Origin of the sequence: Micromonospora violae, from assembly GCF_004217135.1 — a bacterium.
GTDB classification, from domain to species: domain Bacteria; phylum Actinomycetota; class Actinomycetes; order Mycobacteriales; family Micromonosporaceae; genus Micromonospora; species Micromonospora violae.
The window spans coordinates 3,368,359-3,389,686 of sequence record NZ_SHKK01000001.1 but is presented as its reverse complement, the minus strand read 5'-3'; the positions used below and the strand labels follow the sequence as shown (position 1 = coordinate 3,389,686).

The 21,328-nt window shown below is 71.9% G+C and carries 13 protein-coding genes, 1 tRNA gene and 3 pseudogenes; 2 read left to right on the top strand and 15 right to left on the bottom strand.

Annotated elements, in window-relative coordinates; translation table 11 throughout:
• Window positions 1–6: 6 nt before the first annotated feature.
• The 5 genes from EV382_RS14875 to EV382_RS33885 all read right to left on the bottom strand — a co-directional run bounded on the left by EV382_RS14875 (window position 7) and on the right by EV382_RS33885 (window position 10,278).
• Window positions 7–2,298: a transglutaminase TgpA family protein gene (locus tag EV382_RS14875; RefSeq protein ID WP_244236701.1), complete on the bottom strand. Its 2,292-nt coding sequence runs from the start codon at window positions 2,296–2,298 to the stop codon at window positions 7–9.
• A complete protein-coding gene (locus tag EV382_RS14870) occupies window positions 2,292–3,458 on the bottom strand; it encodes a DUF58 domain-containing protein (protein ID WP_130402413.1) in 1,167 nt (388 codons plus the stop codon). Before EV382_RS14870 ends, EV382_RS14875 begins: the two co-directional genes overlap by 7 nt.
• Before the next feature lie 14 nt (window positions 3,459–3,472).
• Window positions 3,473–4,468, bottom strand: coding sequence for an AAA family ATPase (locus tag EV382_RS14865; RefSeq protein ID WP_130402411.1), 996 nt, complete (start codon window positions 4,466–4,468; stop codon window positions 3,473–3,475).
• A gap of 27 nt (window positions 4,469–4,495) precedes the next feature.
• A complete protein-coding gene (locus EV382_RS14860; RefSeq protein WP_244236700.1) occupies window positions 4,496–7,120 on the bottom strand; it encodes a fibronectin type III domain-containing protein in 2,625 nt (874 codons plus the stop codon).
• A 194-nt stretch (window positions 7,121–7,314) separates the two neighbouring features.
• Complete coding sequence (locus EV382_RS33885; RefSeq protein ID WP_341870161.1) at window positions 7,315–10,278, bottom strand: hypothetical protein; 2,964 nt, start codon at window positions 10,276–10,278, stop codon at window positions 7,315–7,317.
• Between the two features lie 232 nt (window positions 10,279–10,510).
• Between EV382_RS33885 and EV382_RS14845 the strand changes: the two genes are divergently transcribed.
• A tRNA-Leu gene (locus EV382_RS14845) sits at window positions 10,511–10,594 on the top strand.
• 19 nt (window positions 10,595–10,613) lie between these two features.
• Here the strand turns inward: EV382_RS14845 and EV382_RS14840 are convergent.
• The 6 genes and pseudogenes from EV382_RS14840 to EV382_RS33470 all read right to left on the bottom strand — a co-directional run.
• A complete protein-coding gene (locus tag EV382_RS14840; RefSeq protein ID WP_130402407.1) occupies window positions 10,614–12,014 on the bottom strand; it encodes a recombinase family protein in 1,401 nt (466 codons plus the stop codon).
• Between the two features lie 340 nt (window positions 12,015–12,354).
• Window positions 12,355–12,483, bottom strand: coding sequence for a hypothetical protein (locus EV382_RS33815; protein ID WP_279636475.1), 129 nt, complete (start codon window positions 12,481–12,483; stop codon window positions 12,355–12,357).
• A 27-nt stretch (window positions 12,484–12,510) separates the two neighbouring features.
• Window positions 12,511–13,828: pseudogene (locus tag EV382_RS14835) on the bottom strand (ISL3 family transposase).
• Window positions 13,829–13,931: 103 nt separating this feature from the next.
• Window positions 13,932–14,198: a hypothetical protein gene (locus tag EV382_RS14830; RefSeq protein ID WP_244236698.1), complete on the bottom strand. Its 267-nt coding sequence runs from the start codon at window positions 14,196–14,198 to the stop codon at window positions 13,932–13,934.
• 68 nt (window positions 14,199–14,266) lie between these two features.
• Window positions 14,267–14,530: a DUF2254 domain-containing protein gene (locus tag EV382_RS33475; protein WP_165435684.1), complete on the bottom strand. Its 264-nt coding sequence runs from the start codon at window positions 14,528–14,530 to the stop codon at window positions 14,267–14,269.
• Window positions 14,531–14,564: 34 nt separating this feature from the next.
• Window positions 14,565–14,867 (bottom strand): annotated as a pseudogene (locus EV382_RS33470) (DUF2254 family protein); the annotation flags it as partial.
• 256 nt (window positions 14,868–15,123) lie between these two features.
• Between EV382_RS33470 and EV382_RS33880 the strand changes: the two are divergent.
• Window positions 15,124–15,399, top strand: a pseudogene (locus tag EV382_RS33880) (IS630 family transposase); the annotation flags it as partial.
• A gap of 70 nt (window positions 15,400–15,469) precedes the next feature.
• On the opposite strand, the gene EV382_RS14815 reads toward EV382_RS33880, so the two are convergent.
• The 4 genes from EV382_RS14815 to EV382_RS14800 are packed head-to-tail and all read right to left on the bottom strand — an operon-like array spanning window position 15,470 to window position 20,986.
• On the bottom strand, window positions 15,470–16,201 hold the full coding sequence (locus EV382_RS14815) for a thioesterase II family protein (protein ID WP_130402405.1): 732 nt from the start codon (window positions 16,199–16,201) through the stop codon (window positions 15,470–15,472).
• Window positions 16,198–18,078, bottom strand: coding sequence for a non-ribosomal peptide synthetase (locus EV382_RS14810; protein WP_130402403.1), 1,881 nt, complete (start codon window positions 18,076–18,078; stop codon window positions 16,198–16,200). Before EV382_RS14810 ends, EV382_RS14815 begins: the two co-directional genes overlap by 4 nt.
• Window positions 18,033–19,154 (bottom strand): branched-chain amino acid aminotransferase, encoded by a 1,122-nt coding sequence (locus EV382_RS14805; protein ID WP_130402401.1) that lies wholly within the window; start codon window positions 19,152–19,154, stop codon window positions 18,033–18,035. Before EV382_RS14805 ends, EV382_RS14810 begins: the two co-directional genes overlap by 46 nt.
• 20 nt (window positions 19,155–19,174) lie before the next feature.
• The gene (locus EV382_RS14800) at window positions 19,175–20,986 is read right to left on the bottom strand and encodes a cobalamin-dependent protein (protein WP_244236951.1); all 1,812 of its coding nucleotides are present in this window, start codon (window positions 20,984–20,986) and stop codon (window positions 19,175–19,177) included.
• Window positions 20,987–21,328: the final 342 nt, after the last annotated feature.

Genomic DNA, 21,328 nt, shown 5'->3' with positions numbered 1-21,328 from the left:
TCTTGATCACCGGGGGGATTGGCGGGCGCGGCGCAGGGGGGAGGGGTGGATGGACCAGAGCAGGCGGCCCCACCAGGGGCGCGCGGAGCGCAGGGTGTCCACATAGGCGCTGGCCACCTCGGCGGCCCGGGCGGCCTGCTCGGGCGTGGTGGCGCCGGGAGCGAAGCCCACCTGGTTGAGCAGGGTCGCCAACTCGTCGACGGCCGGCCCGTCGACGGTGTCGCCCTCGCCGGGGCCATCGGCTCGGGCGTCGGCGAGGGCCTGGCGGGCGTGCCTGGCGACCTCCGTGGCGGCCAGGTCGTCCCCGACTGGTCTCCCGGCCAGCCGCAGCGCGTCGGTGACCTCCCGCCAGGCGCCGGCGATGCGCTGGCCGGGGTCGCCGCGCCCGAGCCGGCTGCGGGTGAGGGAACGGCGCATCGCCACCAGGGTGAGCAGGAGTGCCCCCACCACCAGCAGCAGACCGCCGCTGCCGCCGGCCACCAGCACCGGGGTGGGAACCCCGTCCCTGCCGGGCGGGGCGTCGGCGGCGGCCACCGGCTCCGGTGAGGCGCTCGGCTCGACCGTCGGTGCCGGCGCCTCCGACGGCGGCGGGTCCTCCGGCGTCGGACGGAAATCCTCCTCCACCGGCCGTGGTTCGTTGTCGGGGCGGGGCAGCGGGTCGAACGACACCCACCCCAGACCGTCGAAGAGCACCTCCGGCCAGGCGTACGCGTCACCGGCCAGCACCGGCCCCTGCCCGCTGCTGCGGAAGCCCACCACCACCCGCGTCGGCAGCCCGGAGAGCCGGCCGAGGACCGCGAACGCCGCCGCGAACTGCTCCGAGGTGCCCTCCTGCCCGCCGCCGTTGCGGGGCCCGAACAGGAAGAAACCCAGATTCGGGTACGCGTGCCCGCTCGGCGCGTCCGCCACCACCCGGTAGTGCTCGGCCAGGAACTGCTCGATCGCCGACGCCCGCGCGAACGGCGCGCCGTTCTCCTCGGCGAGTTGCGCGGCGAGCCGGCGCATCGGGTCGGGCACCCCGTCGGCGACCCGCAGCACCCGGGCCACCTCGTCACCGGCGGGCACGTTAGCGGTGGCCAACAGATTCGAATCGGGGTGCTCCTCGGCGGAGGTCACCGTGTACCGAAGCCCCGGCGTGAGCCCCTCCGGCCGGATCAGTGTGCCGCTGGCCGGGTCGTACGCCACCCGCGCGCCGCTGACCTCCTGAGGTGTCGCCACGGCGGGCAGCAGCCGACCGCTCAACTCGGCCACGCTGATCTGCTGACGGACCGTCTGCACCGTGCTGTCCCGGGGCGCGGTCGCGGCCGGCAGGATCCGGCCGGCGTTGCGGTACGTCGCGCCGACCCGCCAGGTCACCCCGTCGTAGTCGCTGAGGACCGCCAACCGGATCCGCACACCGCGGGCGGTCTGCGCCGCCGGGTCCGCCGCCTCGGCGCTGAGGCGTTCCGTGCTGACGTCGAGGAGCTTCTGCTCCGGGTGCAGCGCCCAGCCGGAGATCCGGATCAGCGGGTTCTCGTCGAGGGTCTGCACCTGCGGCGGCTCCACGTACCGGCGTGGGTCCACCGGCCGGCCGTCGACCTGCTTCGCGACGACCGGGCCGAGCAGCGCGACCAGCCCGACCACCAGGGCCACCCCGAGCGCCGCGCTGGCGGCCAGCCGCAGCCGCACCGCCGCGCGTACCCGGGGGGCCAGATCGGCCGTCGGGTCGCCGCCACCGGTCGCCGTGCCCGTGGGTGCGGCCAGGCCGAGCGCCGCGACCGCGACGAACGCCACCGTCGCCCCGACCGCCGGTGCGGCGTTCGGGCCGACCACGTAGAGGGCGGCGGCGTAGAGCCCCGCCGCCGGCAGGTAGCCCAGCAGCACCCGGCCCGTGCGCAGCGCCACCTCCGCGCCGGCCAACCCGGCCAGCCAGGCGGCGACGACGGGGACCAGCACCGTGTCCGGGGTGGGCTCCACCGGGATCATCGCGGTGAGCAGCCGGGGGATGCCGTTGCGGGCGGCGTCCGCGGTGACCTCCAGCAGGCCGCCCGGCACCTCGGCGCGGGTGGCGGCCAGCCGCAGCGACCACAGTGTCCAGCCGGCCATCGCAGCGATCGACACCGGCGCCACCAGCCACGACGGCAGCCGCCGGGCGGCCACGCTGACCAGCACCGAGCCCGCCGCCGCCCCGACGACCAGCCAGGCCAGCAGGCCACCGGCGTACACCCGGCCGAGCGCCACCCCGGCGAGCGCCGTCAGCCCGATCAACACCAGCGGAAGGACCGCCGCCCGCACCAGCCGCCCGGCGCGCGTCACCACCGGCGTACCCCGTCCCACTCGGCGGCGAACTGCGCGCCGTCCGCCGCGTCGACGACCACCAGGCCGGCGGCGCCCGGCGGGGTCGGTTCGGTCGCGCCGAACACCCCGACCACCACCGACGGGTACGCCCCGCGCAGCGCCCCGACGTGCCCCAACTCGTCGCGGCCACCCGGCCCGGTCAGGAAGATCAGCGTGTCGCCGAGCCGGTCCTGCCGCAGCCGGGTGGTGGCCGCGCGCACCGCGTCCCCGTCGCTGGACAGGTCGGCGGCGGCGAGCCGGTCCAACGGCCCGAGCGCGGCGTCGGCCTCACCGTCGGGTGCGTCGGTCGGCTCGACGGCGGCCACCAGCAGCAGCACCGGCAGGTCGGCGCGGTGCGCGGCGGTGACGACCGATGCCGCCGCCTCACAGGCCGACTCGAACGACTCCGCCACCCCACCGACCCGCCCCGGGTGCGCGGCCACGCGGTTGTCCAACAGGACGACCAGGCGCGGCAGGCTGGTGTCCACGTTCTCCCGCACCATCAGCTCACCCACCCGGGCGCTGGTGCGCCAGTGCACCCGGCGCAGCTCGTCGCCGACCACGTACTCGCGCAGCGAGTCGAACGTGATCGACCCGTGCGGGACCCCGTCCACCCGGCCGTCGAGGCTGCGCCCCGCCCCTCGGGGCACCGCCGTCAACGGGTGGATCCGGGGGTGCACCCAGACCGGCACCGCCGCACCGTACGGGCGGGCCAGCGCCACCAACCCCAGCGGGTCGCGGCGGGTCACCCGCAGCGGACCGACCGGCACCACCCCACGACGGTCGGTCGGCACGTCGTAGCGGACCTCGGTGTCGCGGCCGGGCCGCAACCGCAGCACCGGCACCGGCACACTCCGGTCGCCGCACCGGTCCTCGGCCAGCAGGTTCGCCGACCGCAACCGGCCGGTGTTACGCACGGTCAACGTCATGTTCGCCGGCTCGCCGCGCGCCACCCGGTCCGGGTCCGCCCGGCGGGTCACCGTCAACCGGGGCCGCCAGAGGGCGACCAGCGCGGCGTAGCCGACGGCCGCGCCGGCCGCCGCGCCGAGCAGCGTCAACTCGGGGTACGCGAACCGGAAACCCGCCCCCAGCAGCAGGACGGCGGCGACGAGCAGCCCGACTCCCCGGGCGGTGATCCCCATCGCGGTGCTGCCGGTCAGCCCTGCACCGGAGCGGGTTGCCCCGACGGCAGCGGCACCGGCACCGAGGCGACGGCCTGCCGCAACACCTCCGCGGCGGTCACCCCGCGCACCTGGGCGTCCGGGGTGAGGAGTAGCCGGTGCGCGAACACCGCCTCGGCGAGCGCCTTCAGGTCCTCCGGCATGATCCAGCCCCGCCCGTCGATCAGCGCGTACGCGCACGCCGCGCGGGTCAACGCGATCACGCCCCGGGGGCTGACCCCGACCCGGACCTGCGGGTGGGTGCGGGTGGCCGCGGCCAGCCGCACCGCGTACGCGTAGAGCGGCTCGGCGATGTGCACCCGGCGGGCCATCCGGACCATCTCCCCGACGGTGGCGGTGTCGGTGATCGGGGCGAGCGCCTCGGGGGAGCGCACCGTCGCACCGCGCAGCACCTCGACCTCGACCGCCTCGTCCGGGTACCCCACGGACAGCTTCACCAGGAACCGGTCCAACTGCGCCTCGGGCAGCCGGTAGGTGCCGTCCATCTCCACCGGGTTCTGCGTGGCCACCACCAGGAACGGCGACGGCACCGGGTGCCGGACCCCGTCCACGGTGACGGTGCGTTCCTCCATCACCTCCAGCAGCGCCGACTGGGTCTTCGGCGACGCCCGGTTGATCTCGTCGGCGATGACGATGTTGGCGAAGACCGGCCCCGGGTGAAACTCGAAGTCCCGACTCGCCTGGTTGAAGATCGTCACACCGGACACGTCCGAGGGGAGCAGGTCAGGCGTGAACTGGATGCGCCGCCACTGACCCTTCACCGTGGCCGCGATGGCGCGGGCCAGGGTCGTCTTCCCGACCCCGGGCACGTCCTCCAGCAGCACGTGCCCCTGGGCGAACAGCGCGGTCAGCGCCAACCGGACCACCTGCGGTTTGCCGAGCACCACCGCGTTGACGTTCTCGGCCAGCCGGGCGGCCAGGGCGGCGAAACCCTGCACCTCCGGCTGGGTGAGCGGCTCGTGGGTGTTCACGGTCGGTGGTGCTCCTTGCCTGGTGTTTCAGCAGGTGGGCAGGGTGTTGATGTTGTCGCCGCCCTCCAGGTTGAGCCAGGCCCACGGGATGTAGTTCTTTCCCTCGTAGTTGACCTGCACCCACCAGGTGCTGCGCTTGTCGTTGTTGTAGATGTAGGCGTAGACCTCTTCACCAGACTTCTTGCAGTACGCCTGGAGTCGGCTGCCAGGCTTCGCCCAGCCCACCTGCTTGTCGTTGTCCTGCCGGGCGACCGAGAAGATCTCGTTGCCGTTGCGGCCGTCCCGGTCCCGGTCACAGTAGGTCGCCTCGGGCCCGGACGCGCCGTTGCGGCACGTCGCGATGCCGTACAGCGGCAGCGTCTTCTCGCCCGTCTTCGCCGTGCCCTTACCGGCGGCGTTGGTGGCCGTCACCGTGAACGTGTAGTCGGTGCCCGGCGTGAGGCCCGTCATCGTGATGCTGGAGCACGCCCCGGCCTTCGCCGGCTCACCCGGCGTGCTCAGCGAGCAGGCGGCCTGACCGCCGCCAGCGTCCACGGTGAACGTGACAGTCGCCCCGGTCGCCGTCGACGACGAACCGGTCACGGTGACCCGGGGCTCGGCGACCGTACGGGCGGTCGCGGTGGCCTCCGGGCCCGGCCCCGCCTCGTTGACCGCCTTCACCTTCACCGTGACGTTCTGGCCGTTGCCCAGCCCGGTGACGGTCGTGCGGGTCTCAGTCACCTCGCTGACCCGCCCACCCACGTCCACCAGGTACTTCGTCACCGGCCGACCGTTGGCCTCGGCCGGTGCCCACTGCACCGTCACCGCACCCGGCTGGTTGGCGACCGTGCCGGCGCGCAACTCCAGCGGCCGACCGGGCGCCGCGAACGGCACCACCGTGTTGCTGACCGGCGACGCCGCCGACCCGGCGCCCTTGCTGTTGACCGCCACCACGGTGAACGCGTACTGGGTGCCGTACTCCAACTCACCGGCGGGCACCACCAGCTCCGTCTTGGTCGACTCGCCGGCCGGCGCGTTCGTCCCCGCCGAACTGGCCGTCACCGCGTACCTCGCGATGGCGTTGCCCTGCCCGTTCGCGGCCGGCCACTTCACCAGCACCGTGCCGTCCGGGCGTTCCTGCGCGGTGACGCTCGCCGGCGGGTCGGGCACCGCGGCGGTCGGCGTCACCGGGTTGCTGGTGCGCGCCGGACCGTCACCCTTGGCGTTGACAGCGTGCACCGAGAACCGGTACGTCTCGCCGTTGGTCAGACCCTTGACCTCCACCGCACGCTGGTTGGCGCCCACCTCCAGACGCTGGTCGGCGCCCTCCACCACGTACTTGATGATCTCGGCGCCGTTGGCGGCGGCCGGACGCCAACTCACCCGCGCCTGGGCGTTGCCGGCGGCGGCGGTGACGCTGCGCGGGGCGCTCGGCTTACCCACCCGGGGCTTCTTCGGCGGAGGCGGCGGCGGGGCAACCGGCGGCGGGTCGCCGCCGAGCACATCGTTGGCGTACTTGTTGACCTCGCGCACCTGGTGCTTGTCGTCCACCACCCGCGCGGTCGCCGAGTCGGGGGCGTTGATGAACAGGTGGTTCTCCCGGACCTCCAGCTCCAGCGGCCCGTTGGCCCGCCCGCGGATGGTCTCGACCAGCTGACCGGCCGCGTCGAAGGAGTAGATGGTGCCGGTGGCCTCGTCGGCACAGTAGAACCGGTCCGCCCAGGCCACCGCCGGACTGAGCCGATCCCCCTCACCCGGCACGGTGAATGCGCTCTCCTGCCCACCGTCACCCACCACCAGCACCCGCCGGTCGGCGGTCACCGTGACCGGCACCCGGGAGCCGCTGGTGCGCGTCGGCAGCGCCGCCGTGCCCGACAGCGTCAGCGGCGTCGGGTGAACCTCACCGCCCTGCACCCGCACCAACCTGCCGGCCGTCCGGTCGAGCACCACCACACCATCGTCCAGGGTGGACACGGCCAGGTCGTGGCTGGCGTCAGCGACGTCGTACGACTCGACCTGCTGCGGGCTGAGCCCGGCACCCGCGGGCGCGGCCGACGCCGGCGCGGACGGCAGCTTGGCCGCGGTGATCGCCGAGACGGTGCCCTGACTGGGCACCGCGATCCAGAGCCGACCCTTCCCGTCGAAGGTGCCGCCGGTGATGCCCGGCGGATAGCGCACCGGTTCACCGACCGGAGTCAACGACCGCGGGTCGAGCTGCCGCACGATGCCCTGCACGGCGTCGACGACGAACGCCGCGTCCTCGTGCAGGGCCACACTCACGCCCAGACCGGGGGTGGTCCGGGTGGTCGCGCTCAGCTGGAGGGTGGCCAGGTCCAGTGAGCTGATCTGCCCGGTCTGCAGGTCACGCAGGAGCAGCAGCCGGTCGGTCTGGGTGATCTGCATCGGGTGCTGCCGGGCCGCGGGGATCTCGGTGCGGGTGTCCACCCGCGCGGTGACCCCGTTGACCCGGGCCAACTCGCTGCGCGCCGCGCTCCACAACCAGGAACTCGCGTCGTAGTTGGCCACCGCGTTGTCCGCCGCGCCCAACCCGAGAACGGTCAGGCCCATGGCGGCCAGCAGCGCGGCCACCGTGCCGACGGTCACCAACCCGCCGCGCAGCCGGGACCGGGAGCGGGGAGCCTCGGTCTGTACGGCGTCGTCGATGCTGGCCACAGCCGGCTGCCTCCCGTGAGTCGTGGCAGGTGGCGCGCCTCGCGGCGACCCCTCCCCTGAGCCGGGTGCCATCATATGGTGCTGGTGGTGACGGGGGAACCCGCACCGTCACCCCTGTGGATACCGAGCGTGTGCGGTGTGGACGCCCAGCTCACCCCGGTTGCCGGCGCCGCCCGGCGTGGTTCCCCTCGACTTCAGCGCGGCGACGGTCGCTCCGACGGTTCCCCGCTCGGCGCGCCTCCGCGCTCCCGCGCGGTGCAGACCTGCCCCGAAGTCGCAAAGCTGTCAGTCGAATAGACCGCCAACACGGTGAAACAGTGATCAACCCGGGAGTTCAACCCGTTGACCGTGTAACTCGTCCGGCCCGGGTCCACCGTGGCGATCACGCCCAGCGCCTGCCCGGCCCGGCCGGCGGCGACCATGAACGGCACCGCACCGCCGGTCGGATCGGTCCAGGTCAACGTGATCGTGGCCGAATCGTCGCGCAACCTCAGGTCGCCCGGCGCGGGCCCGGCCGCCGTCGACGCCGGGGCCGCCGCCGTCGGCGCGGTCCCGGCCGGCGGCGGATCGTCGCGGGTCAGCACCACCGCACCGAGGCCGACCACCGCCACGACGGCCACCCCGGCCGCCGCGACCGCGCCGATCACCGCCGCCCGGTTGCGGCCCTTCGACCCACCATCATCGGCGTACGCCGGCCGGTACGCGTCCGGTGCCGGGTGGTACTGCTGGCCCGGGTACAACGCCTGGTTCGGGTGCTGCTCCTGGACCGGATACGGCTGGTGGGGCGCCTGGTGGTGGTACTGCTGCACCGCCGGCGATGCGGCTGGTGGGGCGAGTGCTGGGTCGACGCCCGGTGACCAGACCGGCTGCGCCACGGAGCTTGCCTGAGCGCGGCTCGGGTCCGCCTGGACGGCGGTGACGCTCGCCTGAGCAGCAGTGGGGCTCGCCGGCGTGGAGTTCGCCTGGGCGGCAGTCGGGGCGGGCTGGGCGGCGGGCCAGCCCGGACCGACCTCACCTGCGGCCGGGCCGCCCCGCGACGGCACGGACGGGATTACCACGGTCTGGTCGGACAGCGCGCTACGCGCCTGCTCGGTCGGCACCACCGGGACGTCGAGGATGCCCAGCCCGGAGTCGCCGCCCGCACCGGTGCCGCCCGCATCCACCATGGTCGGCCCGGCCGTTGCGGCCTGCCCAGCCGTTGTGGTCTGCCCGGCGGTGACGGCCTGCCCCTCCGTGGGCGTCGGCGTCGTGGTCTGGTCGGTGGGGTCGGCAGCCGGAGTGGGCAGGGGCTGCGGTGGGGCGCTGCTGCTCCAGGGCGGTGCGGTCAACCCCCACGGCGGTACGGGTGGTGCGCTCACCGGAGGCGCGGAGACGGGCGGTCCGTAGGGCAGCCCGGAGACCGGTGGCCCGAAACCAGGCGGTGCAGACACCGGGTAGGTGTGTCCGGGTGGTGCGGAGACGGGTGGACCGTAGCCGGGTGGTGCGGAGACGGGTGGACCGTAGCCCGGCGGCGCGGAGACGGGTGGGCCGTAGCCCGGCGGCGCGGACACCGGGTAGGTGTGTCCGGGTGGTGCGGAGACGGGTGGGCCGTAGCCGGGTGGTGCGGAGACGGGTGGGCCGTAGCCGGGTGGTGCGGAGACCGGGTATGGCTGGGCTGGTGGTCCGGAGACCGGGTACGGCTCGCTGGGGGGCGCGGAGATCGGATGCGGGGTCACCAGCGGTGCGTTGACGGGCTGGGCCGGTGGTCCGCTCACCGGGTACGCCGGCCCCGGACGCTCGCCGGGCAGCGTGGGCCTGCCCGATGATGTCGCCGCGTCGGCGGACACATTGTGCGATTCGGGTGACGTGGATGGCCGGGCGGCGGCTCGGGCGGCCTCCTCGGCGAGCAGCGGCTCGATCTGCCGTACCTGGATGGTGGGGTTGTCCCAACGAGGTGCCGGCGCCGCCGGTGTTACCGGTGGGGCGCTCGGCGCCGGGGCGGTTGGGGCCGAGGGCGGGGGCGGCACGTTGGCCGCCTGGTCGCCTGCCCGCTGGCGCGGTGCCACGGCTGGCCCGGACGGAGGCCGGTGCGAGGGTCCCTGCCCTGCCGGCGGGCCCTCAGCCCTGGGCCGGGGCATCGGATCGACCGCCGGCCGGGGCGGTTGCTCGGCGGGGTGCTGACCGGGCGGCGTCGCGGCTTGGTGTGATTGCGGGTCGACACCCGGTCGCACCGGTCCAGGCGGTTGCGCGTTGGTGCGTTGACGCGGCGGCACCGCGCGCTCGGGTGGGTGCTGGTCGGCGTGCTGGATCGGCGGTCGCGCACTCGCAGGAGGGAGCCCGCTCACCCGTGAGCCGAGCGACATCGCATTCGTCGACGGTGGCGCTTCGGCGCGCGGGCGCTGCGGCATCACAGGTCCGGGTGCGGCCGTCTGGGGACCGGGCTGCGCTGCCGCGACCGAGGAAGCCGCCGCCGGAACGCTAGTCGCCCGAAGGGCTGGAACCGGTGCGGCAGTGGCATTGCTCGGCAACGGGGGTGTGGCTGGTGCGCGTACCGCCGAAGGGTCTGGTGGGGGCGGGGCCGGCGGTTGCGGCGGTGCCCAGGGTGACACGGCGGGCGGCTGGCCGCTGGCGGAAGGTCGCATGGCGGCGAGGGTCGCCAGCGACAGGGTGGGACCGGAGAGCGCCGACCGGGCACCCGATTCGGTCGTCGCGGCCGAACCGGGCGTCGGGTGTTGCTCGCCCGGAGTCGACGGGGACGGGCCCAGATAATCGCGGGCGGCGCGTACCGCCGGGTGGTTCTCCCCGAGCGCGGCGGGCCCAGCCGTGGCGACCCGGGTGTAGTTGCGGCGGGCCTCGTGCCGGTTACCGAGCTCCTCCGACACCTCGGCCAGCTCGAAGGCGAGCGCGAGCATCAGCGGGTCGGAGTGCTCCCAGCGCCGCTCACCCGCCGCGAACGCCTCCTCCAACACCCGGCGGGCGGTGAGCGGGTCGTCCCCCTCCCGGTGCAGCCGGGCCAGCAGATGCGCGGTGTGCAGCACCTCGGGATGATCGACGCCGTACGGCGGGGGAGCGGACTCGACGGCCCCCGCGAGCAGGTGCCGGGCGGCGCTGAGATCGCCCGCGGCGCGCAGGGCGAGGGCTCGGTGCTGGGCGGCCGCCAAGGGGGAGGGATGGGACACGGGGCAATGCTGCCGGCAGAGGGCCGCCGGACGCTACCCGGACACGCCCCGAAGGTGTGTCGGTGCGGGCGTTTTGAGGCGGCTTGAGCAGCGGCGGAAGCGCCGGGGAAGAGGCACCGGAAGGCGATGTGCATGATCCACCAGCGGCGTGTACAGTAACTCCCCGTGCGGCCCGCCGTGCTGAACCCGGATGGAAAGATCATCTGGTCGGCGAGGTAGGCTGAACGTGTAGGTCCGGGTGGCGGAATGGCAGACGCGCTAGCTTGAGGTGCTAGTGCCCGTATAGGGCGTGGGGGTTCAAGTCCCCCCTCGGACACATCATTACCACATATTGATCATGATCCGCGCAGGTTGGCCTGCGCGGATCTTTCTGTGGTTGGTGTGCAATGCTCCTGGTCGCAGACGATGGTGATCTTCCTCTTGTGCAGGAGTGCGACCAGGTCATGTGGAGTCTGGATCCCGCTGGGGAGGCGGGGATGGTCGGCGAGTCTTGCGATGAGGTGGTCCTCCCTGAGGTAGAGGATCCTGCGCCGGTGATTAATGGGCTGTTGGGTGCTGGTGTGGCCGTGGCGGCATCGATAGCCGGGGCGTCGGTTGATCCAGTGAGATTCCAATCTTCGGCCGCATGGTCCGCAGCGCAGTAGGCCGGTGAAGAGGTAGCGGCGGGTGGTGCCGTCGTGGGCGCTGCGGTGGGAGCGGATGGTTTGGGCGGCGACGAAGTCCTGTTCGCTGACCAGTGCGGTGTGGGCCTGTTGCTTGGAGACCACCCAGTCCACGGTCGGGTTCCGTCGGATCGGTTCTCGCTCCGAGCGGCTAGCGTCGGCGTCGGTGTGTGCGGGTTGCCGGTTCCAGACCTGCCGGCCCGTGTAGCGAGGGTTGGCGAGTATCGCCGCGACCGTTCGTAGGGTCCACCGGTCGCCACTGCGGTGTGGATTGCGGTCGGGATCGACGCCAGACGGGCACGGTATGCCGGCGTCGATGAGTGCGCGCGCCAGGCTGGCGAGACTCTGGCCATCCAGGCGTTGAGCGAACATCCACCGCACGTGTCCGGCCGTGGCCGGATCCGGTTCGAGGCGTTGAAGCCGGCGACCCCATCGCGCTTGGGCGGCGTTTGGATGAGGGCCGGCGTCCGCGAGTCGATAGCCGTAGGGCGGCCGGCCTCCGAGATACCGTCCCTGCTCCCGCGCTTGGGCCCGCATCGCCGTGACGACCCGGAACCGGGCGCGCTGAACCTCGCGTTTCGACTGGGTGCCCAGCATCAGGATCAGCGCCTGGTGGGTCGGGTTGTGGTGATCGACAGGCCCGTCCGTCTCGGGCAGCCACAGCTGCACAGCGTGCTGTTCAAGCACGGGAGCCAGGTGCTGCAGCTGATTGGCGGAGAACGCCCGCTCGTACTCGCCGACCACGATCGCGTCGAACCCGCGATCTGGATCGTCGAGCGCGGCCAGCAGCGCGGCGGCCTGCGGACGCTGCCGCCAATTGCGGCGTCGAGAGCAGCCGACATCGAAGTACTCGGCGACGATCACCCCGTGAGCGGCGACGAGCTCAGTGGCGCAGTCCCGTTGCCAGTGCCGGGAGGTCACCCGGTCCTGGTGCTCGACCGTCGACATCCGACCGTAGAACGCAAACCGCAGACCACGCCGCCGTTGGGTAGGCAGCTGCGGGTTGGCCTGCGGCTGCCCGTTGAGCCATCGAGTCAGGGGATCCTCGAGATCGTCACGCTGGTTGTTCGACACGCCGATATTTCTACGAAGGATCTTCGCAGTCGAGTCGGACAAGCAGTCCGCCGGCGCGGGTGTCGCCTCGTGTGTTTCCCTCCAGGCAGCCCGGAGAAGGTTCGCGGCGCTGGCCGTCGGTCAATTGTCGATGAGGGCTGGGTAGGCGAGCTTCCGCTGTGTCTACGTATGACCACCGAAGATCGTTGGGCACATAGCCTGTGAAGCGGTGGTGGTCAGGCCGGTCGCAGAGCGTGCCCGAGCGAAGTGTTCGGGCATCGTGAGTTGACCGCAAGGTGCCGATGATGGCGACAGTTCACTACCAGCGAAGATTCCAACTCCATCAGGCGCGGGTGGAGTATTAGCGGTCGAGCCGGTCACGCAGGTCGTCGACCTGCTGCTGGAGCCGGTCCACCGCGCCGTTGTTGAGGTACGTGGTGATGCTCGCGCCGAGTGCCAACCCCAGCAGCAGGGCGACGACGCTGAGCACCAGTCAGCTGATCGCGGCTCTTCGAAGTTAAGCGGGGTTGAGGTGTCCGCGGTGACGGCGGGTGGTGGCGGTACGGGTACGTAGTCGCTGGTTTTCGGGGTTGCGGAAGCCGTAGGCGTCGCGGGCGACGGTCTTGATGACTCGGTTGGTGCCTTCCGATCCGGCGTTGGTGATCCCGGTGCGCAGGAATGCGTGGATCTGTGGCCACCAGGTTTCGATGGTGGTGGCGAGCCGGTGCAGCTCGGGCAGGTCGGTGGCGGCGCAGCGGGTGTAGAAGCGGTGCAGCAGTCGGTGGACGTGTTCCCGGTCGGGTTGGGTGCGGGCGGTCGCGAGGAGGTCGAGCAGGTCTTCCTTGGCGTTCCACGCGGCGAGGATCGGGACGCCGATCGTGGCGGGCAGCGCCTCGAGGGTGTCGACCAGGCGGTCGACGTGCTTGCCGGGCATCCGCGCAGCTGAGCGGGTCAGCCGGTTACGCATCCGCCATTCCGGGTCGGTGCCGCGGCCACGACGTCCGCGCTGGGTGAGCGTGACCCGGTGGCGGACCTCGGTGCCGGCCCGGTTGGCCAACTGCACGACGTGGAAATGGTCGACGACCAGCAGCGCGTGCGGCAGCACCTGCCGGATCGCGGCCTTGAACACGGTGCACATGTCGATCGCCACCGCTTGGATCTGCTCGCGCCAGGCCGGTCGGCGAGCGGCGAGCCAGCCGGTGACCGCGGCGGTGGTGCGTCCTTCGACCTGGGCGAGCAGCCCCTGTCCGCCGGACAGATCGCAGAACCCGACGTGCCAGCGATCCGCCGTGACCGTCCAGGAGCCGGCCTGGGCGTCCCAGATCCAGTGCGGCTTTCCTCGCCGGACCTCGTCGATGCCGAGCACCGCGACCGGCTCCGGCTCGTGCGGCAGCACGCTGTCCGCGTGGGTGGTGAACGCGTCGGCGACGATCGGCCAGGAGATGCCGTGATCGCGGGCCGACTGCACGATCGTGCGGCCGCCGTCGGCGACCGCCGCCCCCGCCGCCTGCCGCAACCGCATAGTCAACCGGGCACGAGCCGGGACCTGCGCAACCCTGCTCGGTGAACGACTTACGCGGACAGGCCGGCGTCGGGCAGTACCAGCGTCGTTTACGCCAGCGCAGCCGCACCGGCCGCCCGCCGACCGGCAGATCCCGCGGCCGGGTCGTCGTCCACTGCTTCACACGGGCCGCCGACTGCCCGCACTTCGGGCAGCATCGCGCCTGCTCACAACCCGTGGACAAGTCCACCACCGGGACACCGGTGGCGTCCACCTCAACCCGCTCGACCACCAGGCCGTTCAGCCCCAACAGCCGGGTCGTATCGTTGACCATGCTCGCAGCTCTTCACTTGTGACCATCCGAACTCGACACTCAGATGATCACCGATGAGCTGCGAGCGCTCTACATCCGGGTCGCCGTCACCCGCCAACCCCGCTCAACTTCGAAGAGCCCTGATCGCCACGCTGCGGCCGGTCACTCCCGGTCGCAGCGCCATCTTGAGTCCCACGATGCCCAGGACGATGCCCACGATGGCGAGGACCACGCCGATCCAGGCGAGAATCACGGTGAGCACGCTGATCAGTCCGGCCACGAAGAACACGAGTGCGAGCGCTCCGGCTGCGCTGGGCTTGGCCGTCGTACCGGTTCGGCTGGCGGGGTTCGAGGCGCCGGCCCTGCGGGCCGGTTCGCTGGACGCCGTCATGGCACTCACTCCCGTCGCTACGCCTGTGGCGCGGGCCTGTGCCGGCCGCCTCCCCTGTCACCGCCGACTCATGCCTGCCGGCTATCGGTCCTGCGGGTGATGTCGGGCAGGTATTCCGGCAGCGCCACGGAATGCAGGTCGGCGAGCACGTCGTCGAGGAAAAGGGTGATCCGCGGCTGGTCACGTCCCGCCCGCCGGACGTCGTCGACCGTGACCGCGAGGAAACTGTCGAAGTCCTGCGCCCGCGTCCGTACGCACGGTGTGCCGTCGGGATCGTCGACGAGCAGGCGGTGCCCCCGACGGCCGGCCAGGCGCCGCAGCGGGTCGTGCATCTCCTGAACGCTGCGAACCGCGGGTGGTGGTGTCGTTGAATCCGGGGGAAAGGGCACGTTCCACGATGTCGGTCAGCTGCCGGAGTCCGAACCCGACGTCCTGTCCGAGGGTCCGTTCGACGCTCAGGCTCACCGCGGCGCACGCCCGCGTGTCCGGTACGGGCGTCGGGAAAGGCAACCCGCTTGTCAAGCTGCTTGACTCGCACCGGGCGGGCCAGGGATCGGTTCCACCGCGAGCGACTCTAGAGTGTGCAGGTGGCCGCGCACCGTAGCGATGCTGTCCCGGGTGCCCCCGGATGTGAGATCGCCCGCGAACAGATCGTCCGTCCGCCCGCATCTTTTCCGCTGCCGCCCACCGGCGTCAACGGCAGGTATCTGCCGTTACTGGACCGCGGGGGGACCGGGTTCGAGGGGTTCGGGCTGGAGGCCGTCGACCGGCTGGACGCGCTCCGCGACGCCAGGATCTATGGGGGCTCGGGGGACACCCAGGATGGGATTGACGTGTACGGCACTCGCCACGATGGCACCCGCGCTGTGTATCAAATGCGATGCCGTGACGAGAGACTTACGGCCGCCAAGCTACGCAAAGCCGGGCAGCCCGGAACAAGGTCGAACTCTGCTTCACCCCGACCTACGTCTCCTGGGCCAACCCGATCGAGGCCCAGTTCGGGCCGCTAAGCACCTTCGTGATCGCCGGCTCGAACCACCCCAACCACACCGTCCTGGCCCGTCGGCTGCAGTCCTACCTGCGCTGGCGCAACGCCAACGCCCGCCACCCCGACGTCCTGGCCGCCCAACGACGCGAACGCGCCCGCATCCGTAGCGAACGCCAACGACGATGGGGCCAACCCGCCACCCGAGCAGCCTGACCCCAACACCTGCTGAGGGCTGAGGTGTGTCATGAGCGGGCCCGTCGAGCAGCCGCATCGTGTGCGGCACTCACGAGGTTGCGGTGAGATCCGTGACGATTGTCTTGAGGACCGCGTCGGACTCCTCGCCGAGGTGGTAGAAGTGGCCGCCCTCGAAGAGCCGTACGGTGGTCTCCGCCGTCGTCAGCTCGGCCCACCGGGGCAGCTGCGCCACGTCCACGGCAGGGTCGGCCCTGCCGGCCAGCACGGTGACCGGCACCGGCAGCGGTCGCCGGCGGGGATGCCGGTAGCTCTCGCAGACCGCGAAGTCGGCCCTGAAGATCGGCAGGAGGTAGGCGACCATGTCGGGGTCCTCCAGCAGCTCCTCGGGGATGCCGCCGTACGAGAGCAGCGCGGCGATGAAATCCTCGTCCGCCAGGCCGTGCAGCTCGCGGGTGGGACTGGGCAAGTGCGGCGGGTGGTGCCCCGAGACGAACAGCCTGACGGGGGGCCTGCCCCGGGCGACCGTGGCAGCCGCCACCTCGTAGGCGAGCAGGGCGCCCATGCTGTGCCCGAAGAGGGCGAACGACGCGGGCGTGCCGGCCAGCAGCGGGTCGATCATCGCCGTGACCAGCGCGTCGGCCGAGGTCATCGCCGGTTCGGCGTACCGGGTTTCGCGGCCGGGCAGTTGGGCCGGCACCACGTCGATCACCGGGGCCAGGTCCCGCCGCCAGGTGCGGTAGACGGAGGCGCTGCCGCCGCCGTGCGGCAGGCAGAACAGCCGGTGCTCGGCCGAGGGGTCCGGACGAGGGAACCAGCTCACGGGCTCACCCGCTGCCGTGCGAGCACGTCCGCCACCGTGGGGCCCTCGAGGAACTGCTGGATGGTCAGCTCGATGCCCTCCTTCTCGCGAAGCCGGCGTACCAGGCGCACAGCGATGAGCGAGTGACCGCCGAGCTCGAAGAAGTTGTCGTCGGGAGAAAGCCGGGGCACGCCCAATGCCTCGGCGAACACCTGGCACAGCCGGTCGACCATCGCGCTGGCGGAAGAGCCCGGTTGCGCCCCCGCGCCGGCGGAAGAGCCCGCCGAGCGCGGCATGTCCGGCAGCGCGGCACGGTCCACCTTGCCGTTGCGGGTCAGCGGGATCGACGCCACGGTTGTCACGGCGTCGGGCACCATGTGGCCGGGAAGCATCCGCGCCAGGTGGTCACGCAACGCCGCCGGTCTCGTCCCGTCGCCCTCAGCTGGGAGCACGTACGCCAGCAGGCGCTTGTCGCCGGTGCCGTCGTCCCGGGCCACCACGACGCAGCGCGCGACGGCCGGGTGCCGGCCGAGGACGACCTCGACCTCGCCTGTCTCCACCCGGTGACCGCGGATCTTCACCTGGTCGTCGGCGCGGCCGACGAACTCGAACTCGCCGTCGGCGTTGCACCGGACGATGTCGCCCGTGCGGTACATGCGGGTCCCGTCGGCGGCGAACGGGTCGGGCACGAAGCGAGCGGCGGTCTCGCCGGGCGAGCTGTGGTAGCCGCGGACCACACCCGGACCGGACACGTACAGTTCCCCGGCGATCCCGGTCGCGACCGGGCGGAGGGCGTCGTCGAGCACATGGGCGTTCATGCCGGCGAGCGGCCGGCCGATGGGCACCACCCCGGAATAGTCATGACCTGGGCGGATGTCGTGGCGGGTTGCGAAGACGGTGGTCTCGCTGGGGCCGTAACCGTTGGCGATGCGTACCTGCGGGCACCGCGCGGCCACCCGGGCCACCGCTCTGGGCGATACGACGTCACCGCCCGTCCACACCTCCACCAGCCCGGCGAAGCAGGCCGGGTTCTCCTCCGCCAGGAGCGCGAACAGCCCCGCGGTGATCCACAGGCCGCTCACCCGCCCCGCGCCCAGCAACTCGGCGTAGCGGTCGATGTCCAGCGGACCGGGCGGGGCGATGAGCACCTCGCGGCCGTTGAGCAGCGGGACCCAGACCTCCAGCGTCATCGCGTCCCAGGCGTGCGGCGAGTGCACCAGCACCCGGCGCAGCGCTGCCGGCCGCCACGACGGGTCGGCGGCCAGCGCGACGATGTCGCCGTGTGTGACCGCGACACCCTTCGGCTCGCCGGTCGACCCGGACGTGAAGAGCACACAGGCCAGCTGCTCGGGGAACAGCCGTGGCGGGGCGGGTGCTACGGCGGCCGTGCCGGGCACGGGCTCGTCGTCCACGGCGCCGACGGTGACGACGTGGGGGCCGTGCGGGAGGGCGACGCCGCGCGCCGGGTCGTCGACCAGGATCACCGGCGGGTGGAGCCGAGTCACCAGCCCGGCGAGCGTGGCAGGCGGAAAGCCGGGCAGGACCGGGACGTAGCACCCGCCGGCCTTCAGGACCGCGAGGATCGCCACGGTCAGCGCCGGCCCGCGTTCCACCAGGACGGCGACCGGCGACTCGGCGCCGACCCCACGGCGGCGCAGGCGAACGGCGAGTTCGGTGGCCCGCTCGTCCAATTCCCGGTAGCTGAGGATGTCGTCGGCGAAGCGGACCGCGGGCGCGTCGGGTTGCTCCTCGGCCCACGACCGGAGCCGGGCGACAACCGTGCCCCGGCCCGGATCGGGCAGGTCGGCCCACGCGGGTGACGGCGACGACGTGCGGAGCGGGCCGGCGGTCGTCATGCCGCTCGCCCGCCCAGCGAGCGCGGCACGACCGAGACCCATGGCAGGTCGTCGGCGAGTCCACGCTGGTATCGGCGTAGTTGCTCAGCCAGGGCGGCCGCGACGGGACCGCCCTGGCCGTCGCCGACGGTGACCGCGCCCCGCGACGACCGGATCTCACCCACCGGGCATACGCCGGCGGCGGTGCCGGTGGCGAAGGTCTCGGTGATCTCGCCACTCCGGCAGCACGACGTCCACTCCTCGACGGACACGGGCGCCTCCTCCACGACGTACCCCAGCCGGGTCCCGAGGGTCAGAACGCAGTCGCGGGTGATGCCCGGCAGGATCGTCCCGGTCAGCGGCGGGGTCACGATGCGGGCTCGGGACCCCGTACCGCGAACGAAGAAGATGTTCATGGCGCCCAGCTCCTCGACCCAGCGCCGCTCGACCGCGTCGAGCCACACGACCTGATCGCAGCCGTTCTCGGCGGCCGCGCGATCGGCCTGATAGGCCGCGGCATAGTTTCCGGCGTACTTCACCGCGCCGGTGCCTCGCGGGGCGGCACGGGAGTACTGCTCGTCGATCCATACCGTGACGGCGCGCCGGACGGTGCCGAAGAAGTCCTCCGTGACGAACGCCATGACCAGGAACTCGTACTCGTCCGCCGGTCGCAGCGCCAGCGACTCGTCCCGCGCGAACAGCAGCGGCCGCAGATACAGGCTCAGGCGCTCGTCGTCGGGCACCCGTCGCTCGTCGGCTCGGACGAGCCGGCGAACGGCGGCGCAGAACAGCTCGGTGGGGACCGGCGGCATCCCGATTCGCTCGGCGGACCGGCAGAAACGCTGCGCGTGCGCGTCCACGCGGAACACGCCGACCCGGCCGTCTGCGAGGCGGTACGCCTTCAATCCTTCGAAGACCACTTGCCCGTAGTGCAGGGCCACCGTCCCGGGGTGCATGGGCCGCGGCCCCAGCCTGGACAGCTGGGCGTCGTGCCACTTCCGCCCGGGTGACCAGTGCATCGAGAACACGGTGTCGGTGAACGTCCGCCCGAACGCGGTATCGCCCTGTGTCCGCGGCACGAGCGCGTACGTATCGTGGTCGGTCAGGGCTTCGATGTCCGCCGCCTCGAGTACGTTCATGTGACCTCCTCCGGTCGGGCTCACGCGGCGGGACGGCGCCAGGTCGGCAGAATGTTCTCGACTTTCTCAATCATCCCGTGGCAGTAGTTGGCGTTGTGTTCCATCGGCTGGTCGGCCATGTGCGCGAACTGCCGGCGGCGGTGGTCGACCAGGATCTCGGATCCCAGGTCGGCATCGTCGGCGATCCGCAGATGGCGCAGCAGTTCCGGACCGGGCGGCTGACGCAGGCGCACGACGTATCCTCGTGCCGTCGTGAGCGCGTCGACCGTGGTAAACGGGTAGCCGAAGAAATCCCTCGGCGTGTTGCTGTAGATGTACGGCCGGTTGAGCAGGTCAAGCTCGAACAACGTGCGGGCCGTCTCGTCCGTCCACCACTCCTGCCGGCAGGAGAACTGTTGCAGCGTGCGGTCGAACAGTGCGCGGTGTTCGTGCAGCACATGGTGGATCAGTTCGCCGTAGTTGCCGATGTCGTAGTACCGGGCCTCGTCGATGGAGCGCCGGGTGAAATCGACGATCGGATCGTCGTCCGCGCATTCCTTCCGCCAGAAATCCGCGAAGTCGGAGAAGGTCCGGGCGTAGGCGTCACCGTCGCGCTCCGCCAGGTACCGCAGAGTGCCGGCGAGAGAGCGTGTGTTGTGCAGCGCGTGCAGCGCGTAGAAGAACCACATGCCCTCGACGAATTCGTCGACGCTGACATCGGCGGTCGCCACGACGATCTCGGCCTCCGCCACGTCCGCGGCTGCCCGGCGGGTGGCGAGCCCCAGTTCCGCACGCCTCTGATAGATCGGTGTATTGTGCAGCAACAGGTGGGAATACGCGATGATCGTCTGCGCGTGCCGGATGCACAGGTCGTTGATTCCCGCCTTGAAGGACGTAAGTGTCTCGCCGGGCAGGGGCCAGATCAGTTCAATGAACGAACTGATGCCCCGGGCGGCGAGATCGTCCTGCAACTCGGTGAAGGCGGCGAGCTTGATGTTGGACCGCGCGATCGTCCGCAGCGACGCGGGTTCCAGGGTTTGCAGGGACACTGGCTGGGTGGCGATCAGGCCGGCGTCCTGAAGGACTTCCGTGATGGCGGTGACGGCGTGCGGCTTGTTCTTCGCCGCCGAGAAGTAGACGACACTCGGCAGCCCGGTCCGGCGTGCCTCAGCGGCGAGGTGTTTCGTGAAGTCGATGTCGCGGGAGAGCATGCCCCAGTTCGCGTCGGCGATGTAGAGGAACATGACGTCGTTGTCCGACAGCCAGGTCAGCTCCGCCCGGATGCGGTCCTCGTCGAACCGGTACACCCGGTCGTTCGTGGCCGCCCCCCAGAAACAGAAGCCGCAGTGGTACGGGCAGCCCCGGTTGGTCTCCATGATCGCGACGCTGTACTCGGGCTCGATGATGCCGCTGAGGTAGGGCGACGGGATCAGGTTGAGATCCGCCAGGCGTGGCCGGTCGGCCGTGGTGACGAGCTCCGCATTGCGGCGGAAGCTGAGGCCGGCGATGTCGGCGAGGGACGGCTGGCCCTGCGCGAGCGCCGTGAGGTAGTCCGCGAAGGCCTGCTCGCCCTCGCCGTTGCACACCACCGTGCGCTCGTCGCCGGGTTCGAGGTATCTGGCGGCCTGCCGCATAACCTGCGGTCCGCCGAGGATGATGTGCACGCCGGGCCGTGCCGCGCGAACCGCCCGCCGGACCTCGTTGACCAGGCCCATGTTCCAGACGTAGCAGCTGAACGCGTAGACGTCGGCCTCCAGCCGTAGCACCTCGTGGACGACCGCCTCCCATGGGGTCTTGATGCTCGTGCTGTAGACGCTGAACTCGTAGGCGCCCGCGACCGCCGGTCTCGTCATCGCGTATGACTGGAGGTAGCCGGAGACCAGCGGTGTGATGCGTTCGAAGACTGACAGCTCGACGAAGCCGACGCGCTTCATCCGGCGCCTCCCTGGATTGGTGTGCGCACGTCCGGCGCATGACAGCGCGCGGGCCGCCGGGACGGCGACGTGGCGGGGCGGTCGACATCGATGCGATCCCTCACGGCGATCACGCACCGGCGGGCCGGCCGAAGTGATCGGGAGGCGGTCCTTTCGTGCCTGGTCATCGCTGCGGGGGGATCCGCTGCCTATCGTGACGACAGTGCCCAGCCGGACAGCGATATTCGAATGCCGCACTCATATGTCCCCCGACTTGTTGAA